This window comes from Caballeronia insecticola, assembly GCF_000402035.1.
GTDB classification, from domain to species: Bacteria; Pseudomonadota; Gammaproteobacteria; order Burkholderiales; family Burkholderiaceae; genus Caballeronia; species Caballeronia insecticola.
In genome coordinates, this window is the sequence record NC_021287.1 from 1400093 (window position 1) to 1420897 (window position 20805).

Consider the following 20805-nt stretch of genomic DNA (forward strand, 5'->3'; position numbering starts at 1 on the left):
GACGATTCACTTTAGGACGATTTCAGCCATGGCTAACGTAGTTGAGAACCTCGGCAAGCTCGAACGCCGCGTGACGATTTCCCTGCCGAAAGACACCGTGCAGAAAGAAGTGGATTCGCGCATCCGCCAGTTGGCCAAGAACGTGCGCATGCCGGGTTTCCGCCCGGGCAAGGTGCCGCTCAAGATGGTGACGCAGCAATACGCTGGTCAGGTCGAAGCCGAAGTGCTGAGCGACAAGGTCGGCCGTGAATTTTTCGATGTGACGCGCGCCGAAAACCTGCGCGTCGCGGGCCAGCCGAGCTTCGCGCCGAAGACGGAAGCCGCCGCGGACGACACCTACGCGTTCGACGCCACCTTCGAGGTGTATCCCGAAGTGAAGCTGGGCGACGTGGCCACCGCTGAAATCGAACGCACGGTCACGACTATTTCGGAAGCGGAAGTCGATCGCACGCTGGACATCCTGCGCAAGCAGCGCGTGCACTTCCACGCACGCGGCGAAGGCGGCGAGCATGGTGACGGCGGCGCGGACATCGCAGCGAAAGAGGGCGACCGCGTGACGCTCGACTTCGTCGGCAAGATCGACGGCGTCGCGTTCGAAGGCGGCAGCGCAGAGGACTTCGCGTTCGTGCTGGGCGAAGGCCGCATGCTGCCGGAGTTCGAGCAGGCAGCAACGGGCCTGAAGGTCGGCGAATCGCGCGAATTCGACCTCAAGTTCCCGGACGACTACCACGGCCGCGACGTGGCAGGCAAGACGGCTCAGTTCACCGTCACGCTGAAGAAGGTCGAGTGGCCGCATCTGCCGGAAATCGACACGGAATTCGCCAAGTCGCTCGGCATCGAAGACGGCGATCTCACGAAGATGCGCGGCGAGATCAAGGACAACCTCGAACGTGAAGCCAAGCGCCGCACGCAGCAAATCGTGAAGAATCAGGTCATGGACGCGCTGCTCAAGATCTCCGAGCTCGACGTGCCGAAGGCGCTGATCGAGCAGGATCAGCAGCGTCTCGTCGAAATGGCGCGTCAGGATCTGCAACAACGTGGCGTGCCGAACGCCGCCGACGCACCGATTCCGGCCGAAATGTTCGCCGAGCAGGCAGAACGCCGCGTGAAGCTGGGCCTCGTGCTCGCCGAACTCGTCAAGGCAAACGAACTGCAGGCGAAGCCCGAGCAGATCCGCGCTGAAGTGGACGAATTCGCCAAGAGCTACGAAGACCCGAAGGAAGTCGTCCGCTGGTATTATTCGAACCAGCAGCGCCTCGCCGAGATGGAAGCGTTCGTCGTGGAAAGCAACGTCGTCGATTTCGTCCTCGGCAAGGCCAAGGTGACCGACAAGGAAGTCAGCTTCGAGGAACTGGCCAGCGCAACGGCACAAGCCTGACGCGTACTCGGCAAGGGGCGTGCGGAGTCGTCGGACTGACGGCTCCCACGCCTTTTTTGCATTAAAGTTTGGGCGTTTGCGTGCCGTACTACCGGATGTTCCTTTGTCGTTCAGTATCCCTATTCCGAACAAGGAAATTGCATGACCTTTCGCGCTGAATTGCTCCACACGTTGGCGTCCAACGCACCGCGGGACTTCGAAGCCCAGGCGCTCGGACTCGTTCCGATGGTCGTGGAGACAAGTGGCCGCGGCGAGCGTGCCTATGACATCTACTCGCGACTCCTGAAGGAACGCGTGGTGTTTCTCGTCGGTGAAGTGAACGACCAGTCGGCGAATCTCGTCGTCGCGCAGCTGCTGTTCCTCGAGAGCGAGAATCCCGACAAGGACATCAGCCTGTACATCAACAGCCCGGGCGGCTCGGTCTCGGCCGGCATGGCGATCTACGACACCATGCAGTTCGTGAAGCCGGATGTCGCCACGCTGTGCATGGGTCTCGCCGCGAGCATGGGCGCGTTCCTGCTGGCAGCGGGCGCGAAGGGCAAGCGCGTCGCGCTGCCGAACGCGCGCGTGATGATTCACCAGCCGCTCGGCGGTGCGCGCGGTCAGGCATCCGACATCGAGATTCAAGCGCGGGAAATCCTGTATCTGAAGGAACGCCTGAACCAGTTGCTGTCGCATCACACGGGTCAGCCGGTGGAGCGCATTGCGCGCGACACCGACCGCGACAACTTCATGTCCGGCGACGACGCGCAGGCTTACGGCATCGTCGACCAGGTGCTGCACAAGCGTCCCTGAAGGCGTCCGGAGCGGCGCCGCGCCGGCGCACGGAGACGATGCCGGCGAAATGCGAGTCGCGCATCGGGCGCCACGCCAAACGCGCTTCATCCGGGCCACGCGGTACGAATCTGCGTGGCCGGATCGAAGGGCGTATCATGTAACAAGAGTGTCCGGAGGCTTACACATTTATGGCGGACAAAAAAGGTTCAAGCAGCGAAAAGCTGCTGTATTGCTCGTTCTGCGGGAAAAGCCAGCATGAGGTGAAAAAACTCATCGCGGGTCCGTCGGTGTTCATCTGCGATGAATGTATCGATTTGTGCAACGAGATCATTCGCGACGAGGCGGCTGGCGCGGCGGAAGAGGCCGGGCTGTCCAAGTCCGACCTGCCGAGCCCGCAGGAAATCAGCGATATCCTGAATCAGTACGTAATCGGCCAGGAACGCGCGAAGAAAATTCTCGCGGTGGCTGTGTACAACCATTACAAGCGGCTCAAGCATCTCGACAAGAAAGACGAAATCGAGCTGTCCAAGAGCAACATTTTGCTGATCGGGCCGACCGGTTCGGGCAAAACGCTGCTCGCACAGACGCTTGCGCGCATGCTGAATGTGCCGTTCGTGATCGCGGACGCCACCACGTTGACCGAAGCCGGTTACGTTGGTGAGGACGTCGAGAACATCATTCAGAAGCTGCTGCAGAACTGCAACTATGAGGTCGACAAGGCGCAGCGCGGTATCGTCTATATCGACGAAATCGACAAGATCAGCCGCAAGTCGGACAACCCGTCCATCACGCGAGACGTGTCGGGCGAGGGCGTTCAGCAGGCGCTGCTCAAGCTGATTGAAGGCACGATGGCGTCGGTGCCGCCGCAAGGCGGACGCAAGCATCCGAATCAGGATTTCATTCAGGTCGATACGACCAACATCCTGTTCGTGTGCGGCGGTGCATTTGACGGGCTGGAAAAAGTCATTACGGATCGCACGGAGAAAACCGGCATCGGTTTCGGCGCGAGCGTGAAGAGCAAGCAGGACCGTGACGCGGGCGAAGTGCTGCGCGACGTGGAACCGGAAGATCTGATCAAATTCGGCCTGATTCCCGAGTTGATCGGCCGTCTGCCGGTGGTCGCCACGCTCGGCAAGCTCGACGAAGCGGCGCTCGTGAAGATCCTGATCGAGCCGAAGAACGCGCTCGTGAAGCAGTATCACAAGCTCTTCGCAATGGAACGCGTGGAACTCGAGATCCGTCCGGCGGCGCTGCAGGCGATCGCGCAGAAGGCGATTCGCCGCAAGACCGGCGCGCGCGGCCTGCGCTCGATTCTGGAACAGGCGTTGCTCGATGTGATGTACGAACTGCCGACCATGAAGGGCGTCTCGAAGGTGATCGTGGACGACAACACCATCGACGGCGACGGCAAACCGCTACTCATCTACGAAGATGCGCCGAAGGTAGCGGGTTCCAACTGAACAGGCTGTGGCTCGGCGAGAAGGCCGTTCATGGCGACGTGAACGGCCTTTTATTTTTTCCGGTTTATCTTGTGGACGTTACTGACGCGATCTTTGACTAACGACTTTTCCCTTCCGATAAAGGCTTGCAATAGCAGTGAACGGCCTTACTTACGACTGAACTGATTCCACTTCTGGGGAAATGAAATGTCAGGAACCCAACTCCTCCCGCAGGAACGCATTACGCTGCCGCTGCTCCCGCTGCGCGACGTAGTCGTTTTCCCGCATATGGTGATTCCGCTCTTCGTCGGGCGGCCCAAGTCGATCAAGGCCCTCGAAGCCGCGATGGAAGGCGGCAAGCACATCATGCTCGTCGCCCAGAAAACGGCGGCGAAGGACGAGCCGACTGAAAAAGACATGTACGAAGTAGGATGTGTCGCCAACATCCTGCAAATGCTGAAGTTGCCCGACGGCACGGTGAAAGTGCTCGTCGAAGGCCTGCAGCGCGCCAAGACGCTCTCGATCGAAGAGCAGGAAACGCAATTCTCCTGCGACGTGATGCCGCTCGAGCCCGATCACGCCGACAGCGCCGAAACCGAAGCGCTGCGCCGCGCGATCGTCTCGCAGTTCGATCAGTACGTGAAGCTCAACAAGAAGATTCCGCCGGAGATCCTGACGTCGCTGTCGGGCATCGACGAAGCGGGTCGTCTTGCCGACACTATCGCTGCGCATTTGCCGCTCAAGCTCGACCAGAAGCAGCACATCCTCGAGATGTTCCCGGTCATCGAGCGTCTGGAGCATTTGCTCGCGCAACTCGAAGCCGAAATCGACATCCTTCAGGTCGAGAAGCGCATCCGTGGGCGTGTGAAGCGTCAAATGGAAAAGAGCCAGCGCGAGTACTACCTGAACGAACAGGTCAAGGCCATCCAGAAGGAATTGGGCGAAGGCGAAGAGGGTGCCGATCTCGAAGAACTCGAGAAGCGCATCACGGCCGCGCGCATGCCGAAGGAAGCCAAGAAGAAGGCCGACGCCGAACTCAAGAAGCTCAAGCTGATGTCGCCGATGTCCGCGGAAGCGACCGTCGTGCGTAACTACATCGACACGCTGATCGGCCTGCCGTGGCGCAAGAAGAGCAAGGTCAACAACGACCTCACGAACGCCGAGCGCGTGCTCGACGAAGATCATTTCGGGCTCGAAAAGGTCAAGGAACGCATTCTCGAGTATCTCGCGGTTCAACAACGCGTCGAGAAGGTGAAGGCGCCAATCCTGTGCCTGGTCGGGCCTCCGGGCGTCGGCAAGACCTCGCTCGGGCAGTCGATCGCTCGCGCGACGAACCGCAAGTTCGTGCGCATGGCGCTGGGCGGCGTGCATGACGAGTCCGAGATTCGCGGTCACCGTCGTACGTATATCGGCTCGATGCCCGGCAAGATCCTGCAGAGCCTCGCCAAGGTCGGCGTGCGCAATCCGCTCTTCCTGCTCGACGAAGTCGACAAGATGGGCATGGATTTCCGCGGCGATCCGGCATCCGCGCTGCTCGAGGTGCTCGATCCGGAACAGAACCACACGTTCGCGGACCACTACATCGAAGTGGACTTCGACCTGTCGGACGTGATGTTCGTCGCGACGTCGAACTCGCTGAACATTCCGCCGCCGCTGCTCGACCGGATGGAAGTCATCCGTCTGTCGGGTTACACGGAAGACGAGAAGGTCAGCATCGCGCAGCGTTATCTGTTGCCGAAGCAGAAGCGTAACAACGGCCTGAAGGACGGCGAGATCGAAGTCACGGAACAAGCCATCCGCGACATCATTCGCTACTACACGCGTGAAGCGGGCGTGCGTTCGCTCGAGCGTGAAGTGTCGAAGATCTGCCGCAAGGTCGTGAAGATGCTGCTGCTGAAGAAGGCCGAAGGCGCCGTGAAGGTCGACGGCAGCAACCTCGATACTTTCCTCGGCGTGCGCAAGTACGACTTCGGTCTGGCTGCGAAGGAAAACCAGATCGGTCAGGTGACGGGCCTCGCGTGGACGGAAGTCGGCGGCGATTTGCTGACGATCGAAGCGGCGGTGATGCCCGGCAAGGGCGGCGTGATCCGCACGGGTTCGCTCGGCGACGTGATGAAGGAATCGGTCGAGGCTGCGCGCTCGGTGGTGCGGTCGCGTTCGCGTCGTCTGGGTGTGTCGGACGAAGCGTTCGAGAAGAAGGACATTCACATCCACGTGCCTGAAGGCGCGACGCCGAAGGACGGTCCGTCCGCCGGTATCGCAATGACCACGGCGCTGGTGTCGGTGCTGACCGGTATTCCGGTCCGCGCGGATGTCGCGATGACGGGCGAAATCACGCTGCGCGGCGAAGTGCTGCCGATCGGCGGGTTGAAGGAGAAGCTGCTGGCGGCGCATCGCGGCGGCATCAAGCTCGTGCTGATTCCCGAGGAAAACACGAAGGATCTGGCCGACATTCCCGACAACGTGAAGAACGCCATCGAGATCGTGCCGGTTCGCTGGATCGATCGCGTGCTGGAACTCGCGCTGGAACGTACGCCGGAGCCGCTTGCGGAAGAGGAAGCCAAGGCGACGCCGGTGGCGGCCGAAGCGCAGAAGGACGCGCCGGCTTCGGGTGAGGTCGTGAAGCACTAAGCGCATCGCGCGGCACGGTTCGCTGACCGTGTTGCGTGATCAAAACTAAAAACCCGCGGGTTATGCCCCGCGGGTTTTTTCTTTATGTGCGCCGCTTTTCGAGGAGGTCTTCTAATTGGCCGGAAAGGCGCGTCGTATAAGGCTCAATCCTCGTTGACACGCCGCTTTCGGCTAAGTTTAATGGGCGCCGCATCCACTTAAATCGAGATGCCATTCGCTTAGATGCAAGACCTATCGATTACAACGTGCCATTACTGATTCGGGGATCACAATGAACAAGACGGAACTGATCGACCATATCGCGCAGCAAGCCGATATCTCCAAGGCCGCTGCCGGCCGCGCGCTCGACGCGGTGATCGGCGGCGTGCGCGCGACGCTGACGAAGGGCGGCACGGTAACGCTCGTCGGCTTCGGCACGTTTGCGGTCGGCAAGCGCACGGCGCGCACGGGACGCAATCCGCGCACGGGCGCGGCGATCAAGATCAAGGCCGCAAAGGTTCCGAAATTTCGCCCTGGCAAAGCTCTGAAGGATGCGCTAAACTAGCGGACTCGCTGGATCCGGTACTGAACGGTTGCGCAGATTGCGTATCGAACAGTAACGAAGCAGATCGGCGAAGCGCGAAGCAATTCAGGAAATCGCAAAGCTGCGGCAAATTGCTGCGGTCAGTGACTGCGAAACGGGTGCTTAGCTCAGTTGGTAGAGCGGCGCCCTTACAAGGCGTAGGTCGGGAGTTCGAGCCTCTCAGCACCCACCAGTTTCCAGTTCGGTTTCAGTTCGTTGCGCGCGAGTTTTGGAGCGGTAGTTCAGTTGGTTAGAATACCGGCCTGTCACGCCGGGGGTCGCGGGTTCGAGTCCCGTCCGCTCCGCCAGAATCGACATTAAAATCCCGCAGGCTTCACGGCTTGCGGGATTTTTCGTTTTGGCTTGCGCCGTGTTGGCCTACGCATTCGGTCGAGGCGTTCGTCAAGAATGCTAACGATCGATGAATCGCATCGGTTGTTCGATTCGTAACGAGACAAGTGCTCGTCATTTCGCCGGCTGACGTTCGTTGCACAAGACGCATCGATCGACCGTTAAATGCTTGATTTTTCGTGCATTCCGGCAGGTCGAATGAACGGTATTGGGGTCGCGCCACCTGTCCGTATGGCCGATTCCCGATCGCCTTTCGCCTTTTCCGCGCCCGCTGTTGTAATATCGAGCGTTTTGTTCCAACCACGCAGCGCTACGCATGCTCGACTTCTTCCGTAATCACCAGCGCCTGATGATGGCCTTGCTGATCCTGATCATCGTGCCCGGTCTGGGCATGGTCGGAATCCAGGGATTCAGCAACTATTTTGACGAGAGTTCTTACGTCGCCAGCGTGAATGGTCACAAGATCACGCGCGCCGAATTCGACAGCGCCTTCAGGCAGCAAGTGGACCGCGCCCGCTCCATGCTCGGCGCACAGTTCGATGCCAAGATGTTCGACTCGCCCGAAACGCGCGCCGCGATGGTCGACAGCCTCGTGCAACAGCGCGCGCTCGCGGACGAGACGCAACGCCTGCATCTCACCGCGTCGGACGACGCCGTGCGCCGCGCGCTGCTGGCGGACCCGGTGATCTCGTCGCTGCGCAAGCCCGACGGCACCATCGACGTGGACCGCTACAAGCAACTGCTCGCCATGCAGGGCATGACGCCCGCCCAATACGACGAGCGCATGCGCTACACGATCTCGGCGGACCAGATCCCGAGCAGCATTCAGGCGACGTCGTTCACGTCGAAGACGCTCGCGCAGAACCTGACCGAACTCGCCGAGCAAAAGCGCTCGGTGCAGGGCATGTCGCTGCGCGCGGCGGATTACACCGCGAAGATCCAGCCCACCGACGCGCAACTCACCGCGTATTACGACGCGCATCGCAACGATTTCGCCACACCTGAGACGGCCGCGATCCAGTACCTCGTGATGTCGCCATCGACTATCGCGGCAGCCGCGAAGCCCGGCGACGCCGATCTCAAAAAATATTACGACGACAACATCCAGCGCTATCGCACCGAAGCGGAAGTGCGCGCGAGCCATATACTGGTGAACGCACCGAAGGACGCGAGCGCCGCCGACCGAGCCAAGGCCAAACAGAAGGCCGAGGAACTGCTCGCGCAGGTCAAGGCGCATCCGGACCAGTTCGCGCAGATCGCACAAAAGAACTCGGACGATCCGGGTTCGGCGAGCAAGGGCGGCGATCTCGGTTACTTCGCGCACGGGCAGATCGCGGGCGGCAAAGCTTTCGACGACGCCGCCTTCGGCCTGAAGAAGGGCGAAGTGAGCAATCTCGTCGAGTCGGACTTCGGCTATCACATCATCCAGGCGACGGACGTGAAGCCCTCGGTCACGAAGCCGTTCGACGAAGTGAAGGATGCGCTCACGAAGGACTATGCGGCACAGCAGGGCGCGAAGACTTTCGCCGACAACGCCCAAGGCTTCACCGATCTCGTGTACGAGAAGGCGAAGTCGCTGCAGCCCGCGGCCGACAAGTACAAGCTGACCATCCAGACGGCAACGGTCGGCCCGAAGCCGAATCCGCAATTGCCGCAGGACAATCCGCTCAACAACCCGAAGTTGCTCATGGCTATCTTCGCGCCCGATTCGGCGAAGGATCGCAACAACACGCAGGCCATCGATGTCGGCAACAACACGCTCGTCGCCGCACGCGTGACCGACTACAAGGCGCCCACCGTGCCCGCATTCGACGCGGTGAAGGACGATGTGCGCAAGAAGGTCATCGCTGAAATGGCTGCCGCCATGGCGAAGAAAGAAGGCGAGGCGAAGCTGGCCGATCTGCTGAAGTCGAAGTCGACCGATGGCTTCACGTCGCCGATCACGGTGTCGCGCAACGACGCACAAGGTCTGCCGCCCGCCGCACTGAGCGCGATCTTCAAGGCGGACGCATCGAAGCTGCCGGCCTATGTCGGCGTGGACCTCGGCGCGGATGGCTACGCAATCTATCGCGTGAACGCAATCGAAAAGCCGGCGCCCGTCGCGGCCGATCGTCTCACCGGCGCGCAGCAGCAGATCGCGCAGACGTACGCGCAAGCCGAAATGGAAGCCTATATCAGCTCGCTGAAGGCGCGTTCGAAGGTCAAGCTGAGCCACGCATCGACGGAACCTGCGCCGAACTGATCGGCTTTAGCGTCGACATGTAAAAAGCCCCGCTGCCGAAAGGAAGCGGGGCTTTTGTTCGAAAGCGCTAGCCTGAGCGCGGCCGAGAGATACGTTACACCCTCGGGCACACGGCTGCGCGGACTTGCAACGTTCTTACAGGCAAGCCTGAATATCGCCGGTTGCTTCGCTGCCGGCTGCGCCCGATGCGCGGAAGCCCACCCACGAGCCCGGACCCGACCATGCCGGACGAACCACGGCCGCTGCGCCGCTCGGCGGCTGCTGGCCGGGCACGTAGATATCGACGGCCTGGTCGTTTGCCAGCGTGTCCTGCGACACGACCTGCTGCTGCGACTTGTCGGCCCACTTCTGGGCGACACATTGCGCGATGGCCTTCGGCGCCTTCTGGCTCGTGCCGACTTGCTGCACGCCGGCGGGCGGTTGGGCGGCGCAAGCCGAGATCGCAACGGTCAGGGCGAGAAGAGGGATAAATTTCACGTGACCTCCTTGTGAAGTCGCTCCAGTACGAGCGGAGTTATAAGAGTTACGCGAAAGTCTCAGATGACTGAATCGTGGCCGTGTTCCGCGTTTATTGGAGAAAGCTGTCGCGGCCGCCGTCTTCTTAATGCGCGGCACCTGCGCCCAGCAAGGGTTTCAAGCTTGGCCAGACGTTATCCAATAGCAAAGGCTGGGCCTGCACTGTCGGATGAATCTGGTCTGCCTGGAACAGGGACGGTTTGTCCGCGATGCCCGCAAGCAGGAAAGGCACGAGCGGCACGTTCTTGTCCTTGGCGACGCGTTCGTAGACCGCGTGGAACTTTTGCGTATAGTCCGGGCCGTAATTGGGTGGAACGTACATGCCGATGAGTAAAACCTTCGCGTGCGCGGCCTGCGATTCAGCGACGATGTCCCGCAGATTCGTTTCGGTCGTCGCGAGCGGTACGCCGCGCAATGCGTCGTTGGCCCCGAGTTCGACAATCACGACCGCAGGCTTGATGCGCGCGAGCACCGCGGTGAGCCGCGCGCGTCCGCCGCTCGTGGTGTCGCCGCTGATGCTCGAATTGGCGACGCTATAATCGAAGCGCTCCTTCGCCAGCCTGTCGCGCAACAGATAGACCCAGCCGGTATCGCGCGGCAAGCCGTATTCCGCCGAGAGGCTATCGCCCAGCACGACGATTGCGGGCTTCGGTTGCGGCGCGGCTTGTGCGTCGACATGAGCGTCGGCGGCATGGCCGGTCGTCGAGCAAGCCGCCATCAACAGGATTGCGGGAATCAGACCGCGCGAGTTCTTCTTCAAGGTGTCCATGCAAAACAATATCGAGCCGGTCATCGAAGTACGGGGATTAAGCAAGCGGGTGAAGGACGCAACGGGCGAGCTCACGATTCTCGATCAGATCGATCTCTCGATCGCGAAGGGGAGCAGCGTGGCGATCGTGGGCGCATCGGGTTCGGGCAAGTCGACTTTGCTCGGCCTGCTCGCCGGATTGGACAGCGCGAGCGCGGGCTCGGTTCGTTTGCTCGGCAAGGAGCTGTCCACGCTGAACGAAGACGAACGCGCGGCATTGCGAAGCGGCGCGGTCGGCTTCGTGTTCCAGTCGTTCCAGTTGATGCCGCATCTCACCGCGCTCGAAAACGTGATGCTGCCGCTCGAACTGCGCGCCGAGATGCCGCACGGCGAGATCGCTGCGCACGCACGCTCGCTGCTCGATCAGGTGGGCTTGGCGCAGCGTACGGGCCATTATCCGAAGCTGCTGTCGGGCGGCGAGCAGCAGCGCGTCGCCCTCGCGCGCGCGTTCGTCACGCATCCGGCCGTGCTCTTCGCCGACGAGCCCACCGGCAGTCTCGACGCCGCCACGGGCTACGCGATCATCGATCTCATGTTCGAGATGAATCGCCGCAACGGCGCGACGCTCGTGCTCGTCACGCACGACGCCGAACTGGCCGAGCGCTGCGATGCCACGGTGACGATCGAAGCGGGGCGCCTCGTCAACGGCATCGGCGTATGAAAAAGCCCGCGACGATCGAACGCCGCGGGCCGTGTACCGCACGCCGAATCTAGCCGAACCTAGCCGAACCTCAGCGCTTGAGCGCCTTGCGCGCACGCGCGATCAACGCCGACGTCGACGAATCGTGCTTCGCGGCATCGGTGCTCGCAGCGGTGATATCGGCCTCGACGACCTTGCCGAGAATCTTGCCGAGTTCCACGCCCCACTGATCGAACGAGTTGATGTCCCACACCGTTCCCTGCACGAGCACTTTGTGTTCATACAGGGCGATGAGCGCGCCGAGCGTTTGCGGCGTGAGCGCATCGAGCATGATGGTCGTGGTCGGCCGGTTGCCGGGGAAGCTCAGGTGCGTGGCGAGTTCTTCCTTGCCCGGACCGGCCACTTTCTTCGCCTCTTCGAGCGTGCGGCCGAGCATCAACGCCTCGCTCTGCGCGAAGCAGTTGGCGAGCAGTTTCGCGTGATGATCGACGAGCGGATGCTCCGGCGTCAGCACGGCGATGAAATCGATCGGAATCAGCGTCGGTCCCTGATGCAGCATCTGGAAGAACGCGTGCTGACCGTTCGTGCCCGGCTCGCCCCAGATCACGGCGGCGGTCGGATAATCGACCATCTTGCCGTCGAGACGCGCGGACTTGCCGTTGCTCTCCATTTCCAGTTGTTGCAGGTACGAAGGCAGATAGTGCAACGCCTGCGAGTACGGCGCGATCAGGTCGCTTTGCGAGCCGAAGAAGTTGCGATACCAGATCCCGATCATGCCCATCAGCACCGGCAGGTTCACGGCGAGCGGCGCGGTGCGGAAGTGCTGATCCATTGCGTCGGCGCCTTGCAGCAGCGCGTCGAAATTCTTCGGCCCGACCGAGATCATGATCGACAGACCGACCGCCGACCACAGCGAATACCGGCCGCCGACCCAGTCCCACATCTCGAACACGTTCTCTTTCGCGATGCCGAACTTGACGACCTCCGCCGGATTCGCCGACACCCCGACGAAATGCTTCGACAACTGGTCTTCGGGGCAGCCGGCCTTGAGGAACCAGTCGCGCATGGAGTGCGCGTTGGTCATCGTTTCCAGCGTCGTGAAGGTCTTGGAGACGATGATCGCGAGCGTCTCCTCGGCATCGATCTGCTCGAGCACGTTGTAGAGATCGGCGCCGTCGACGTTCGAGACGAAGTGCGTGTCGAGTTCCTTCGATGCGAGGTGATGCAGCGCGTGCACGACCATCTTCGGCCCGAGATCCGAGCCGCCGATGCCGATGTTCACCACATGACGGATGCGCTTGCCGGTGTAGCCGGTCCACGAGCCGTCGCGAACGCGGTCCGAGAAAGCGGCCATCTTGGCCTTTTCGGCCTGCACCTGCGCGTGGAAGGGCGCATCGGGCGATTGCGCGCGCAGCGCCGTATGCAGGGCCGCGCGATGCTCGGTGATGTTCACGATATCGCCGTTGAACATTGCGTCGCGCCGCTTCGTGACGCCGGCTTCCTCGGCGAGCTGCACGAGCAGCTGGAGCGTGGCGTCGCTGATGCGATTCTTGGAAAAGTCGATGGTGAGACCGCCACCTTCGAACGTGAAGCGTTCGGCGCGCGTCGGCGCGGCGTCGTTTTGCGGCGCGAACCAGTCGCGCAGACGCTCGCCGGAGATGGCATCGTAGTGCGACTGGAGCGCCGACCAGGCAGGAAGCGAATTGAGCGTCGAGGTTTGGGTCATGAGCGGTCCGATAGTCTGAGAGTGACAGAGGAATACGTTCGTGCAAATCCTGCGCGGCGTGGCTTGCGTCGTGTTTGCGTCATCTGTTTCGTGAACGCGACTAAACCGCCGCGGATGCCCGAATCAAAAAAGAGTATAGCGATGATGCGTGAACAGATGCTTGCAACGCGTCGGCACAGCCTGACGGAGTGTGCGGACGGCGCGCGGCATCAGCTTCGCGCATGCGTTCCGTATAAGCGGCGATTGATGAGCGTGCGCACCGCGGGCGCGAGTTCTCCGGCTGTCAGTCCCGCCGGACCGGTGCCGCCGTCGGTGAGCGTCTGCGCAGCGAGGCCGTGCAGCCACACGCCCGCGAGCGCGGCCTCGTAGGCGGGCAGTTTTTGCGCGAGCAATGCTCCGATCAATCCGCCGAGCACGTCGCCGGTGCCGCCGGTCGCGAGTCCCGCATTGCCCGTCGGATTCACTGCGACGCGGCCATCGGGCGATGCGATCACGGTGCCCGAGCCTTTCAGCACCGCGATAGCCGCGTAGCGCGCCGACAATTGCCGCGCGGCCGCGATGCGATCGGCCTGAACAGCTTTCGCGTCGCTGTGCAGCAGACGCGCCGCTTCCAGCGGATGTGGCGTCAGAATGCATGGATCGCCTTGCGCACCGCGCGCCGCGACGGCTGCCGCGAGCGCATCGTTCTTCGCGACGAGATTGAGCGCGTCGGCATCGAGCAGCTTGGGGATGTCGAGCTTCAGCACGTCGTCGAGTACGTTCTGCGCGCGTTCGCTCGAACCCATGCCGCAGCCGATCGCGAGAGCGTCCATTTTGTCGAGCGCGAAGCCGTCCACGTGATGCAGCATCAGTTCGGGATGCGGCGGATCGTAGGGCGGGAAGCCGTCGCCCAGAAACGCGATATTGACCTTGCCCGCGCCGCCGTACAGCGCCATGCGCGCGGCGAGCACGGGCGCGCCGCACATGCCGGTGTCGCCGCCGATCACGGCGAGCGTCCCGAAGGTGCCCTTGTTCGTCGCGTTGTCGCGTGGCGGCATGTGCGCGGCGAACAGCGCGGGTGCGTTGAGCACGACCGACGGCGCGGCGCTCGATTCGACCTCCAGCGTCGCCAGGAAAAGACGGCCGCAGAGATCGCGCCCTTGCGACGTGAAATGTCCCGGCTTCGCGCCGATGAAGGTGATCGTGTCGGTCACGCGAACGGCCTCGCTGCCGTTCACGGGCGTGCCCGTGTCGCTGTCGAGGCCGCTCGGCACGTCGAGCGCGAGCACCTGACCCGACGCCCGTGCCCGCCGCGAGAGGCGCGCGCCGATCTCCGCGAACACGCCTTCGAGCGGCCGCGACAGGCCGATGCCGAACATGCCGTCGACGAGCCAGCCGAAACCGTCGAACGATGCGGGCGGCGCAGCATCGATCGGCACGCTCGCCGCGCGTGCGGCCTGGAGCGCCCAGCGCGCGTCGTCCGGTTTGACCTCGACGGGCATGCACACGCGCACGCCGACGCCCGCGCGATGCAATCGCTCGGCGATCACGAGCGCGTCGCCGCCGTTGTTGCCGGGGCCGGCCGCGATCCAGACGGGACGCGCGCGCGTTTCAGGATCGTGCTCCATCGCGTCGATGAGCCATTGCGCGGCGGCCGCGCCCGCGCGCGCCATCAGCGTGTGCGGCGGCAGCGCGGCGGCTGCACGCGCCTCCAGCGTGCGCAACTCGGCGAGCGTCAGCAGCGCGAGCGGATCGTCTTTGGGCGTGAAGTAGGCAGAGCGGGCAGCGGTCATGGCGGCGGAGGGAAGGGCGCGTCGAGTGGGGAATCGTTCGGAAACCCGGCATTGCGCGCAGCAATCATGCCCGTCGCGGCCGCCTGATGCGGCGCGTGTGCGTCCGCGTTCGCGGCTAGAAGCGTTCGAGGCTCAGCGCGGCGAGCGTCGCGTGGGGAAGATCGGGCGTGACGCCGGAGACGAGGTCCGCGATCACTCTAGCAGACCCGCACGCCAGCCCCCAGCCTGCCGGGCCGTGCGCCGCGTTGACGAAAAGCCGCGGATGGTGCGTCGCGCCGACGACCGGCAGGCCGTCCGCCGAAAGCAGGCGCACGCCGTCCCACGCACGCGCGACGGACACCCGCGCCGCGCCCGGAATCCAGTCGTGCGTGCCTTGGCCCAGCAGATCGAGCGCGCGGCGCGCGAGCGTGGCGTCGAGCGGCTTGTCGGCCTTCGCCGCGCTTTGAAACACGCCCGCGCCCGCGATGCGCAGCCGCTGCGTGCTGCGCGTCATCGTGATGCGCTTGACTGAATCGACGACGGTCAGATGCGGCGCGCGCTCCTCGTAGGCGACGGGCGCGGTCAGCGTGTGCACGCGCAGCGGGAACAGCGCGGGCGTCGCCTTGATGCCGCCGATGAGCGCCGGCGTGCCGTTGCCCGCGGCGACCACGATGGCGTCCGCCGAAATGGTCTCGACGTCGGCCGAACGCTTCTTGCCTTCGCCCGGTTCGGCAAGCTCGACCGCGGCGCGCGCGCCCTCGAGACGCACCGACGCCACCGTGCGATGCATGCGGAACTGCACGCCGCCGTCTTCGAGAATCTGCTTCAGTTGCTTGGTGAAGAGCGGACAGTTCGCGGTGCGCTCCTCGGGCAGCAGCACGCCGCCCGCGAAGTGGGGATCCTCGGGCACCGAAGGCTCGACCGCGACGCATTCCTCGGGCGTGAGCTCCTGATACGGCACCTTGAACCGCTTGAGCAGATCGATCGCCGGCTGCGCGTATTCGAGTTCGCGCGTCTGACGGAACACGTGCAGCATGCCGCGGCGCTGCTCGAATTCGAGTTCCAGACCGCTTTCGATCTCGCCCAGAACCTTGCGCGACAGCGCGACGAGGGGTTCCAGCCGCTCGTATTGGGCGGCGAACGCTTCCGGATCGCGCAGCGTCACCAGTTGTTTGACGAAATCGCGCGCGGCGGAGTCGAAACCGGTCTTGACCACCATGCCGCTTTGCTTCGCGCGGCTCGACGCCATGAAGGTCGGACCGAACCAGACGTCGAGCGGCGAGGGCAGCAACGCGCCGCCCTGGCCGTAGGTGGCGCCCTGGGCGACGGTCGCGTGGCGCTCGATCACGCAGACGCGGTGGCCGGCCGCATGCAACTGATGCGCGGTGGCGATGCCGGCGATTCCCCCGCCGATGACGATGACATCCATGACTTTTTTCTGCCCGAAGGCGCGAGTTGGCAGTGCTGCGTAACACAAGAGCGGTGCGAAGCGCGGGCAGGTGCGCCCGGCGCCGCCCTTCGCACCATGACGCACGATGAAACGACGGGCCAGCCGGCCGGGATCGATGAGCGGGCCGCGCCCGAAGAAAGCGCGCCATGATAGCGCCAAAATCGTTTGCGGGGGACGGCAAGCCGCGCGCGCGAGCATGCCGCCGTCGCCGCAACGGCGTGCAGCGCGCTGGTCCGGCACCTTTTTGAGATGAAACGCACGGCGCCGCGCATCGGCGAGTCGTCGCGGCGCCGTGGCCGGGCGGGCGTCCCCGCCCGATTTCGAGACGCTTCCGGGTTATAATCGCGGTCTTCCTTTCGCCTCACGCCGCTTGCGTGCTCGAATCTGAATTTGCGAATTTCCGAATTTGCAATACAGCGAACGAGCAGCGGACGAGCGGCATACAGACGTCATCGACGCACCGTCACAATGGCCCACTTCTCGTGTTTCCCCGGCGCTTCGGCCCTCTCCGATTTCCGTCAGACCCGTCTTCTCGAAACGCTCGCCCGCATCGACGCGAACATCGTCGGCGTGCGCGGACAGTTCCTGCACTTCGTCAACTCGTCCGAGCCGCTCACGGATGAGGACAATCGCCGCATCGAGGCGCTGATGCACTACGGCGCGCCGTTCGAGGAAACCAGGGAGCGCGGCGCGACGGAAACGTTCATGGTCGTGCCGCGTTTCGGCACCGTGTCGCCGTGGGCGAGCAAGGCGAGCGACATCGCGCACCACTGCGGTCTCACGAAAGTGCGGCGCATCGAGCGCGGCGTCGAGTACACGGTCATCATGAAGAGTGGCTTGCTCGGCGGCAAGAAGGCGCTGTCGGACGCGGGGCGCGCGGCCGTCGCGGATGCGCTGCATGACCGCATGACGGAAAGCGTTGCGGCCTCGCGCGATCAGGCGCTGCATCTGTTCGACGAACTGCCCGCGAAGCCCTTGCAGACAATCGACATCATCGGCGCGGGGCGCGGCGCGCTCGAAGCGGCCAACGCGGAACTCGGGCTCGCGCTCGCGGAAGACGAGATCGACTACCTCGTGGATGCGTTCAGGAACCTCGAGCGCAATCCGACCGACGTCGAACTGATGATGTTCGCGCAGGCCAACAGCGAACATTGCCGTCACAAGATTTTCAACGGCGAATGGACCATCGACGGCGAGAAGCAGGACATGTCGCTGTTTCAGATGATCCGCAATACGGAAAAGCTGAATCACGAAGGCACGATCGTCGCGTATTCGGACAACTCGGCGATCATGCAGGGCTGCACGGCCGAGCGCTGGTTTCCGCGCGGGGCCGACGAGCAGTATCGGCGTCACGTGGAACTGACCCACACGCTGATGAAGGTGGAAACGCACAATCACCCGACCGCGATTTCCCCGTTCGCGGGCGCGGCCACGGGTTCCGGCGGCGAAATCCGCGATGAAGGCGCAACGGGCCGCGGCGCGCGTCCGAAGGCAGGCCTGGCGGGCTTCACCGTATCGAACCTCGATCTGCCCGATGCACGCCAGAAGTGGGAAAACGCGCGCGATGCCGCCACGCCGCTCGCCACGCGCAATCCCGCCGACGCGCACGAACCGTACGGCCGCCCGGATCGCATCGCGTCGCCGTTGCAAATCATGATCGACGGGCCGATCGGCGCGGCGGCCTTCAACAACGAATTCGGGCGACCGAACCTCGGCGGCTATTTCCGCACGTTCGAGCAGAACGTCGCGGGCCGCGTGCGCGGCTATCACAAGCCGATCATGATCGCGGGCGGCATCGGCAATATTTCGGACCAGCATACGCACAAGCACGATCTGCCCGCGGGCATGCTGCTGATCCAGATCGGCGGGCCGGGCATGCGCATCGGCATGGGCGGCGGCGCAGCGAGTTCGATGGCGACCGGCGCGAACACCGCCGAACTCGATTTCGATTCGGTCCAACGCGGCAATCCCGAAATTCAGCGGCGCGCGCAGGAAGTCATCAACGCGTGCTGGCAACTGGGCGAGCGCAACCCGATCCTGTCGATTCACGACGTCGGCGCGGGCGGCATCTCGAACGCGTTCCCGGAACTCGTCGATGGCGCGGGCAAGGGCGCGCGCTTCGAGCTGCGCCGCGTGCAACTGGAAGAAAGCGGCCTGTCGCCGCGCGAAATCTGGTCGAACGAAGCACAAGAACGCTACGTGCTGGCCATTGCGCCCGCCGATCTGCCCGCGTTCCAGGCGATCTGCGAGCGCGAACGCTGCCCGGTGGCAGTCGTTGGCGTCGCGACGGAAGAACGTCAGCTCGAACTCGTCGATGACGCCAACGAAGGCCAGGAACCGGTCGACATGCCCATGGACGTGCTGCTCGGCAAGCCGCCCAAGATGCATCGCGACGTGAAGCGCGAAAGCACCACGTTCGGCCAGGTCGACGTCACCGGCCTCGTGTTGTCCGAAGTCGCGCTCGACGTGCTGAAGCATCCGACGGTCGCGAGCAAGTCGTTTTTGATTACCATCGGCGACCGTTCGGTGGGCGGCACGACCGCGCGCGATCAGTTCGTCGGTCCGTGGCAGGTGCCCGTCGCGGATTGCGCCGTGACGACAATGGACTATGCCGGCTTCCGCGGCGAAGCCATGACGATGGCCGAGCGCACGCCGCTCGCCGTCATCGACGCACCCGCGTCCGGCCGCATGGCGGTGGGCGAGGCGGTGACCAACATCGCGTCGGCGCCGATCGCGTCGCTTAACAAACTGAAGCTCTCGGCGAACTGGATGGCCGCGTGCGGCAGCGCCGGCGAAGACGCCGCGCTGTACGACACCGTGAAGGCGATCGGCATGGAACTGTGCCCGGCGCTCGGCATCAGCATTCCGGTCGGCAAGGATTCCCTGTCGATGCGCACCAAGTGGCAGGACGCGCGCGGCGCCGCGAAGGAAGTCGTGTCGCCGGTGTCGCTGATCATTTCAGCGTTCGCGCCGGTGGAAGACGTGCGCCGTCATCTGACGCCGCAACTCGTGAACGATGCGAACACGGTGCTGATCGCGATCGATCTGGGCCGCGGCCGCAATCGCATGGGCGGCAGCATCCTCGCGCAGGTGACGCAGCAAGTGGGCGACACGGTGCCTGATGTCGACGATCCCGAAGACCTGAAGCGCTTCTTCACGGCGATCCAGGCGCTCAACGCCGACGGCAAGCTGCTTGCCTACCACGACCGCTCCGACGGCGGCCTGTGGGCGACGGTGTGTGAAATGGCGTTCGCGGGGCACGTGGGCGTGTCGCTGAACGTCGATATGCTGACGCTCGACGCCGAGCACGAATCCGATTACGGCGACGCGAAAGACTGGGCGAAGCAGACGAGCGGCCGCCGCGAAGACCGCACCATGCGCGCGCTGTTCGCCGAAGAACTGGGCGCGGTGGTGCAGGTTCGCGCGTCCGAGCGCGACGCCGTGCTGGGCGCGCTGCGTGAACACGGCTTGTCGGCGTGCGCGCATGTGATCGGCAAACCGAACGCGACGGATACTGTCGAGATTTATCGCGACGCCAAGAGAATTTTCGATGCCCCGCGCGTGGAACTGCATCGCGCGTGGAGCGAAGTAAGCTGGCGCATCGCGCGTCTGCGCGACAATCCGGCCTGCGCGGATGCCGAATACGACGCGCTGCTCGATGCTGGCGACCCCGGCATTTCGCCCGTGCTGACGTTCGATCCGGTGGAAGACGTCGCCGCGCCGTTCATCGCGACCAACAAGCGTCCGCGTGTGGCGATCCTGCGCGAGCAGGGCGTGAACTCGCATCTGGAGACGGCCTACGCATTCGATCGCGCCGGCTTCGACGCGCACGACGTCCACATGAGCGACCTCCTCGAAGGCCGCGCCACGCTCGCCGATTTCGCGGGCGCGGTCGCGTGCGGCGGCTTCTCGTATGGCGACGTGCTCGGCGCGGGCGAGGGCTGGGCGAAGACGATCCGCTTCAATGCGCAACTGGCCGACATGTTCGCGGCGTTCTTCGGACGTGCCGATACCTTCGCGCTCGGCATCTGCAACGGCTGCCAGATGATGTCGAGCCTCGCGTCGATGATTCCCGGCGCCGAAGCCTGGCCGAAGTTCACGCGCAACAAGTCGGAGCAGTTCGAAGCGCGCTTCTCGCTCGTCGAAGTGCAGAACTCGCCGTCGATCTTCTTCGCCGGCATGGAAGGCTCGCGCATTCCGGTGGCGGTCGCCCATGGCGAAGGCTTCGCTGACTTTTCGCAGCAAGGCGACCCGTCGAAGGCGCTCGTCGCGATGCGTTACGTCGATCATCGCGGCCAGGCGACGGAGCAATATCCGTTCAATCCGAACGGCTCGCCGCAAGGCATCACGTCGGTCACCACGCCCGATGGCCGCTTCACCGTGCTGATGCCGCACATGGAGCGCGTGCATCGCAATGTGCAGATGAGCTGGACGCCCGAAGACTGGACCACCGACGGCAGCCCGTGGCTGCGCGTCTTCCAGAATGCGCGACGCTTCCTCGGCTAAGGCGCATCGCTCGCTGAAGCCGCTGCCA

Annotated in this window: 13 protein-coding genes and 2 tRNA genes; 10 read left to right on the forward strand and 5 right to left on the reverse strand. The window is 63.7% G+C overall.

The features are described 5' to 3' along the window. Window positions 1-28 precede the first annotated feature (28 nt). From tig to BRPE64_RS06560, 8 genes are all read left to right on the forward strand, one after another. Window positions 29-1378, forward strand: coding sequence for a trigger factor (gene tig / locus BRPE64_RS06525; RefSeq protein WP_016345268.1), 1350 nt, complete (start codon window positions 29-31; stop codon window positions 1376-1378). A 141-nt stretch (window positions 1379-1519) separates the two neighbouring features. After that, window positions 1520-2173 (forward strand): ATP-dependent Clp endopeptidase proteolytic subunit ClpP, encoded by a 654-nt coding sequence (clpP, locus tag BRPE64_RS06530; protein ID WP_016345269.1) that lies wholly within the window; start codon window positions 1520-1522, stop codon window positions 2171-2173. Between the two features lie 170 nt (window positions 2174-2343). Further along, on the forward strand, window positions 2344-3615 hold the full coding sequence (gene clpX, locus BRPE64_RS06535) for an ATP-dependent Clp protease ATP-binding subunit ClpX (RefSeq protein ID WP_016345270.1): 1272 nt from the start codon (window positions 2344-2346) through the stop codon (window positions 3613-3615). Window positions 3616-3801: 186 nt separating this feature from the next. Beyond that, window positions 3802-6225, forward strand: coding sequence for an endopeptidase La (gene lon / locus BRPE64_RS06540; RefSeq protein ID WP_044041314.1), 2424 nt, complete (start codon window positions 3802-3804; stop codon window positions 6223-6225). 271 nt (window positions 6226-6496) lie between these two features. After that, window positions 6497-6769: an HU family DNA-binding protein gene (locus BRPE64_RS06545; protein ID WP_016345272.1), complete on the forward strand. Its 273-nt coding sequence runs from the start codon at window positions 6497-6499 to the stop codon at window positions 6767-6769. A 135-nt stretch (window positions 6770-6904) separates the two neighbouring features. Further along, window positions 6905-6980: transfer RNA gene (locus tag BRPE64_RS06550), tRNA-Val, on the forward strand. 38 nt (window positions 6981-7018) lie between these two features. Next, window positions 7019-7095: transfer RNA gene (locus BRPE64_RS06555), tRNA-Asp, on the forward strand. A 359-nt stretch (window positions 7096-7454) separates the two neighbouring features. Next, window positions 7455-9380, forward strand: a complete 1926-nt coding sequence (locus BRPE64_RS06560; RefSeq protein WP_016345273.1) for a SurA N-terminal domain-containing protein — start codon at window positions 7455-7457, stop codon at window positions 9378-9380. A 135-nt stretch (window positions 9381-9515) separates the two neighbouring features. On the opposite strand, the gene BRPE64_RS06565 is transcribed toward BRPE64_RS06560, so the two are convergent. Then, window positions 9516-9857: a hypothetical protein gene (locus BRPE64_RS06565; protein WP_044041315.1), complete on the reverse strand. Its 342-nt coding sequence runs from the start codon at window positions 9855-9857 to the stop codon at window positions 9516-9518. A gap of 124 nt (window positions 9858-9981) precedes the next feature. After that, window positions 9982-10665: an arylesterase gene (locus BRPE64_RS06570; protein ID WP_016345275.1), complete on the reverse strand. Its 684-nt coding sequence runs from the start codon at window positions 10663-10665 to the stop codon at window positions 9982-9984. Between BRPE64_RS06570 and BRPE64_RS06575 the strand changes: the two genes are divergently transcribed. Continuing rightward, entirely contained in the window at window positions 10664-11365 is a 702-nt protein-coding gene (locus BRPE64_RS06575) for an ABC transporter ATP-binding protein (protein ID WP_016345276.1), read from the forward strand. The two genes, BRPE64_RS06570 and BRPE64_RS06575, sit on opposite strands and share 2 nt — an antisense overlap. 70 nt (window positions 11366-11435) lie before the next feature. Here BRPE64_RS06575 and pgi read toward each other — a convergent pair whose 3' ends face one another. From pgi to BRPE64_RS06590, 3 genes are all read right to left on the reverse strand, one after another. After that, window positions 11436-13070 (reverse strand): glucose-6-phosphate isomerase, encoded by a 1635-nt coding sequence (pgi, locus tag BRPE64_RS06580; protein ID WP_016345277.1) that lies wholly within the window; start codon window positions 13068-13070, stop codon window positions 11436-11438. A 209-nt stretch (window positions 13071-13279) separates the two neighbouring features. After that, entirely contained in the window at window positions 13280-14842 is a 1563-nt protein-coding gene (locus tag BRPE64_RS06585) for an NAD(P)H-hydrate dehydratase (RefSeq protein ID WP_016345278.1), read from the reverse strand. A gap of 115 nt (window positions 14843-14957) precedes the next feature. Then, window positions 14958-16250, reverse strand: a complete 1293-nt coding sequence (locus BRPE64_RS06590) for an FAD-dependent oxidoreductase (RefSeq protein ID WP_044042025.1) — start codon at window positions 16248-16250, stop codon at window positions 14958-14960. A 489-nt stretch (window positions 16251-16739) separates the two neighbouring features. Between BRPE64_RS06590 and purL the strand changes: the two genes are divergently transcribed. Further along, window positions 16740-20777, forward strand: coding sequence for a phosphoribosylformylglycinamidine synthase (gene purL, locus BRPE64_RS06595; RefSeq protein WP_016345281.1), 4038 nt, complete (start codon window positions 16740-16742; stop codon window positions 20775-20777). Window positions 20778-20805: the final 28 nt, after the last annotated feature.

Bases quoted from the DNA above. Each gene is read 5' to 3' on its own strand.
- pgi (WP_016345277.1), bottom strand. From the start codon at position 13,070: ATGACCCAAACCTCGACGCTCAATTCGCTTCCTGCCTGGTCGGCGCTC.
- clpP (WP_016345269.1), top strand. From the start codon at position 1,520: ATGACCTTTCGCGCTGAATTGCTCCACACGTTGGCGTCCAACGCACCG.
- BRPE64_RS06570 (WP_016345275.1), bottom strand. From the start codon at position 10,665: ATGGACACCTTGAAGAAGAACTCGCGCGGTCTGATTCCCGCAATCCTG.
- BRPE64_RS06545 (WP_016345272.1), top strand. From the start codon at position 6,497: ATGAACAAGACGGAACTGATCGACCATATCGCGCAGCAAGCCGATATC.
- BRPE64_RS06560 (WP_016345273.1), top strand. From the start codon at position 7,455: ATGCTCGACTTCTTCCGTAATCACCAGCGCCTGATGATGGCCTTGCTG.
- BRPE64_RS06575 (WP_016345276.1), top strand. From the start codon at position 10,664: ATGCAAAACAATATCGAGCCGGTCATCGAAGTACGGGGATTAAGCAAG.
- BRPE64_RS06590 (WP_044042025.1), bottom strand. From the start codon at position 16,250: ATGGATGTCATCGTCATCGGCGGGGGAATCGCCGGCATCGCCACCGCG.
- BRPE64_RS06585 (WP_016345278.1), bottom strand. From the start codon at position 14,842: ATGACCGCTGCCCGCTCTGCCTACTTCACGCCCAAAGACGATCCGCTC.
- purL (WP_016345281.1), top strand. From the start codon at position 16,740: ATGGCCCACTTCTCGTGTTTCCCCGGCGCTTCGGCCCTCTCCGATTTC.
- clpX (WP_016345270.1), top strand. From the start codon at position 2,344: ATGGCGGACAAAAAAGGTTCAAGCAGCGAAAAGCTGCTGTATTGCTCG.
- lon (WP_044041314.1), top strand. From the start codon at position 3,802: ATGTCAGGAACCCAACTCCTCCCGCAGGAACGCATTACGCTGCCGCTG.
- tig (WP_016345268.1), top strand. From the start codon at position 29: ATGGCTAACGTAGTTGAGAACCTCGGCAAGCTCGAACGCCGCGTGACG.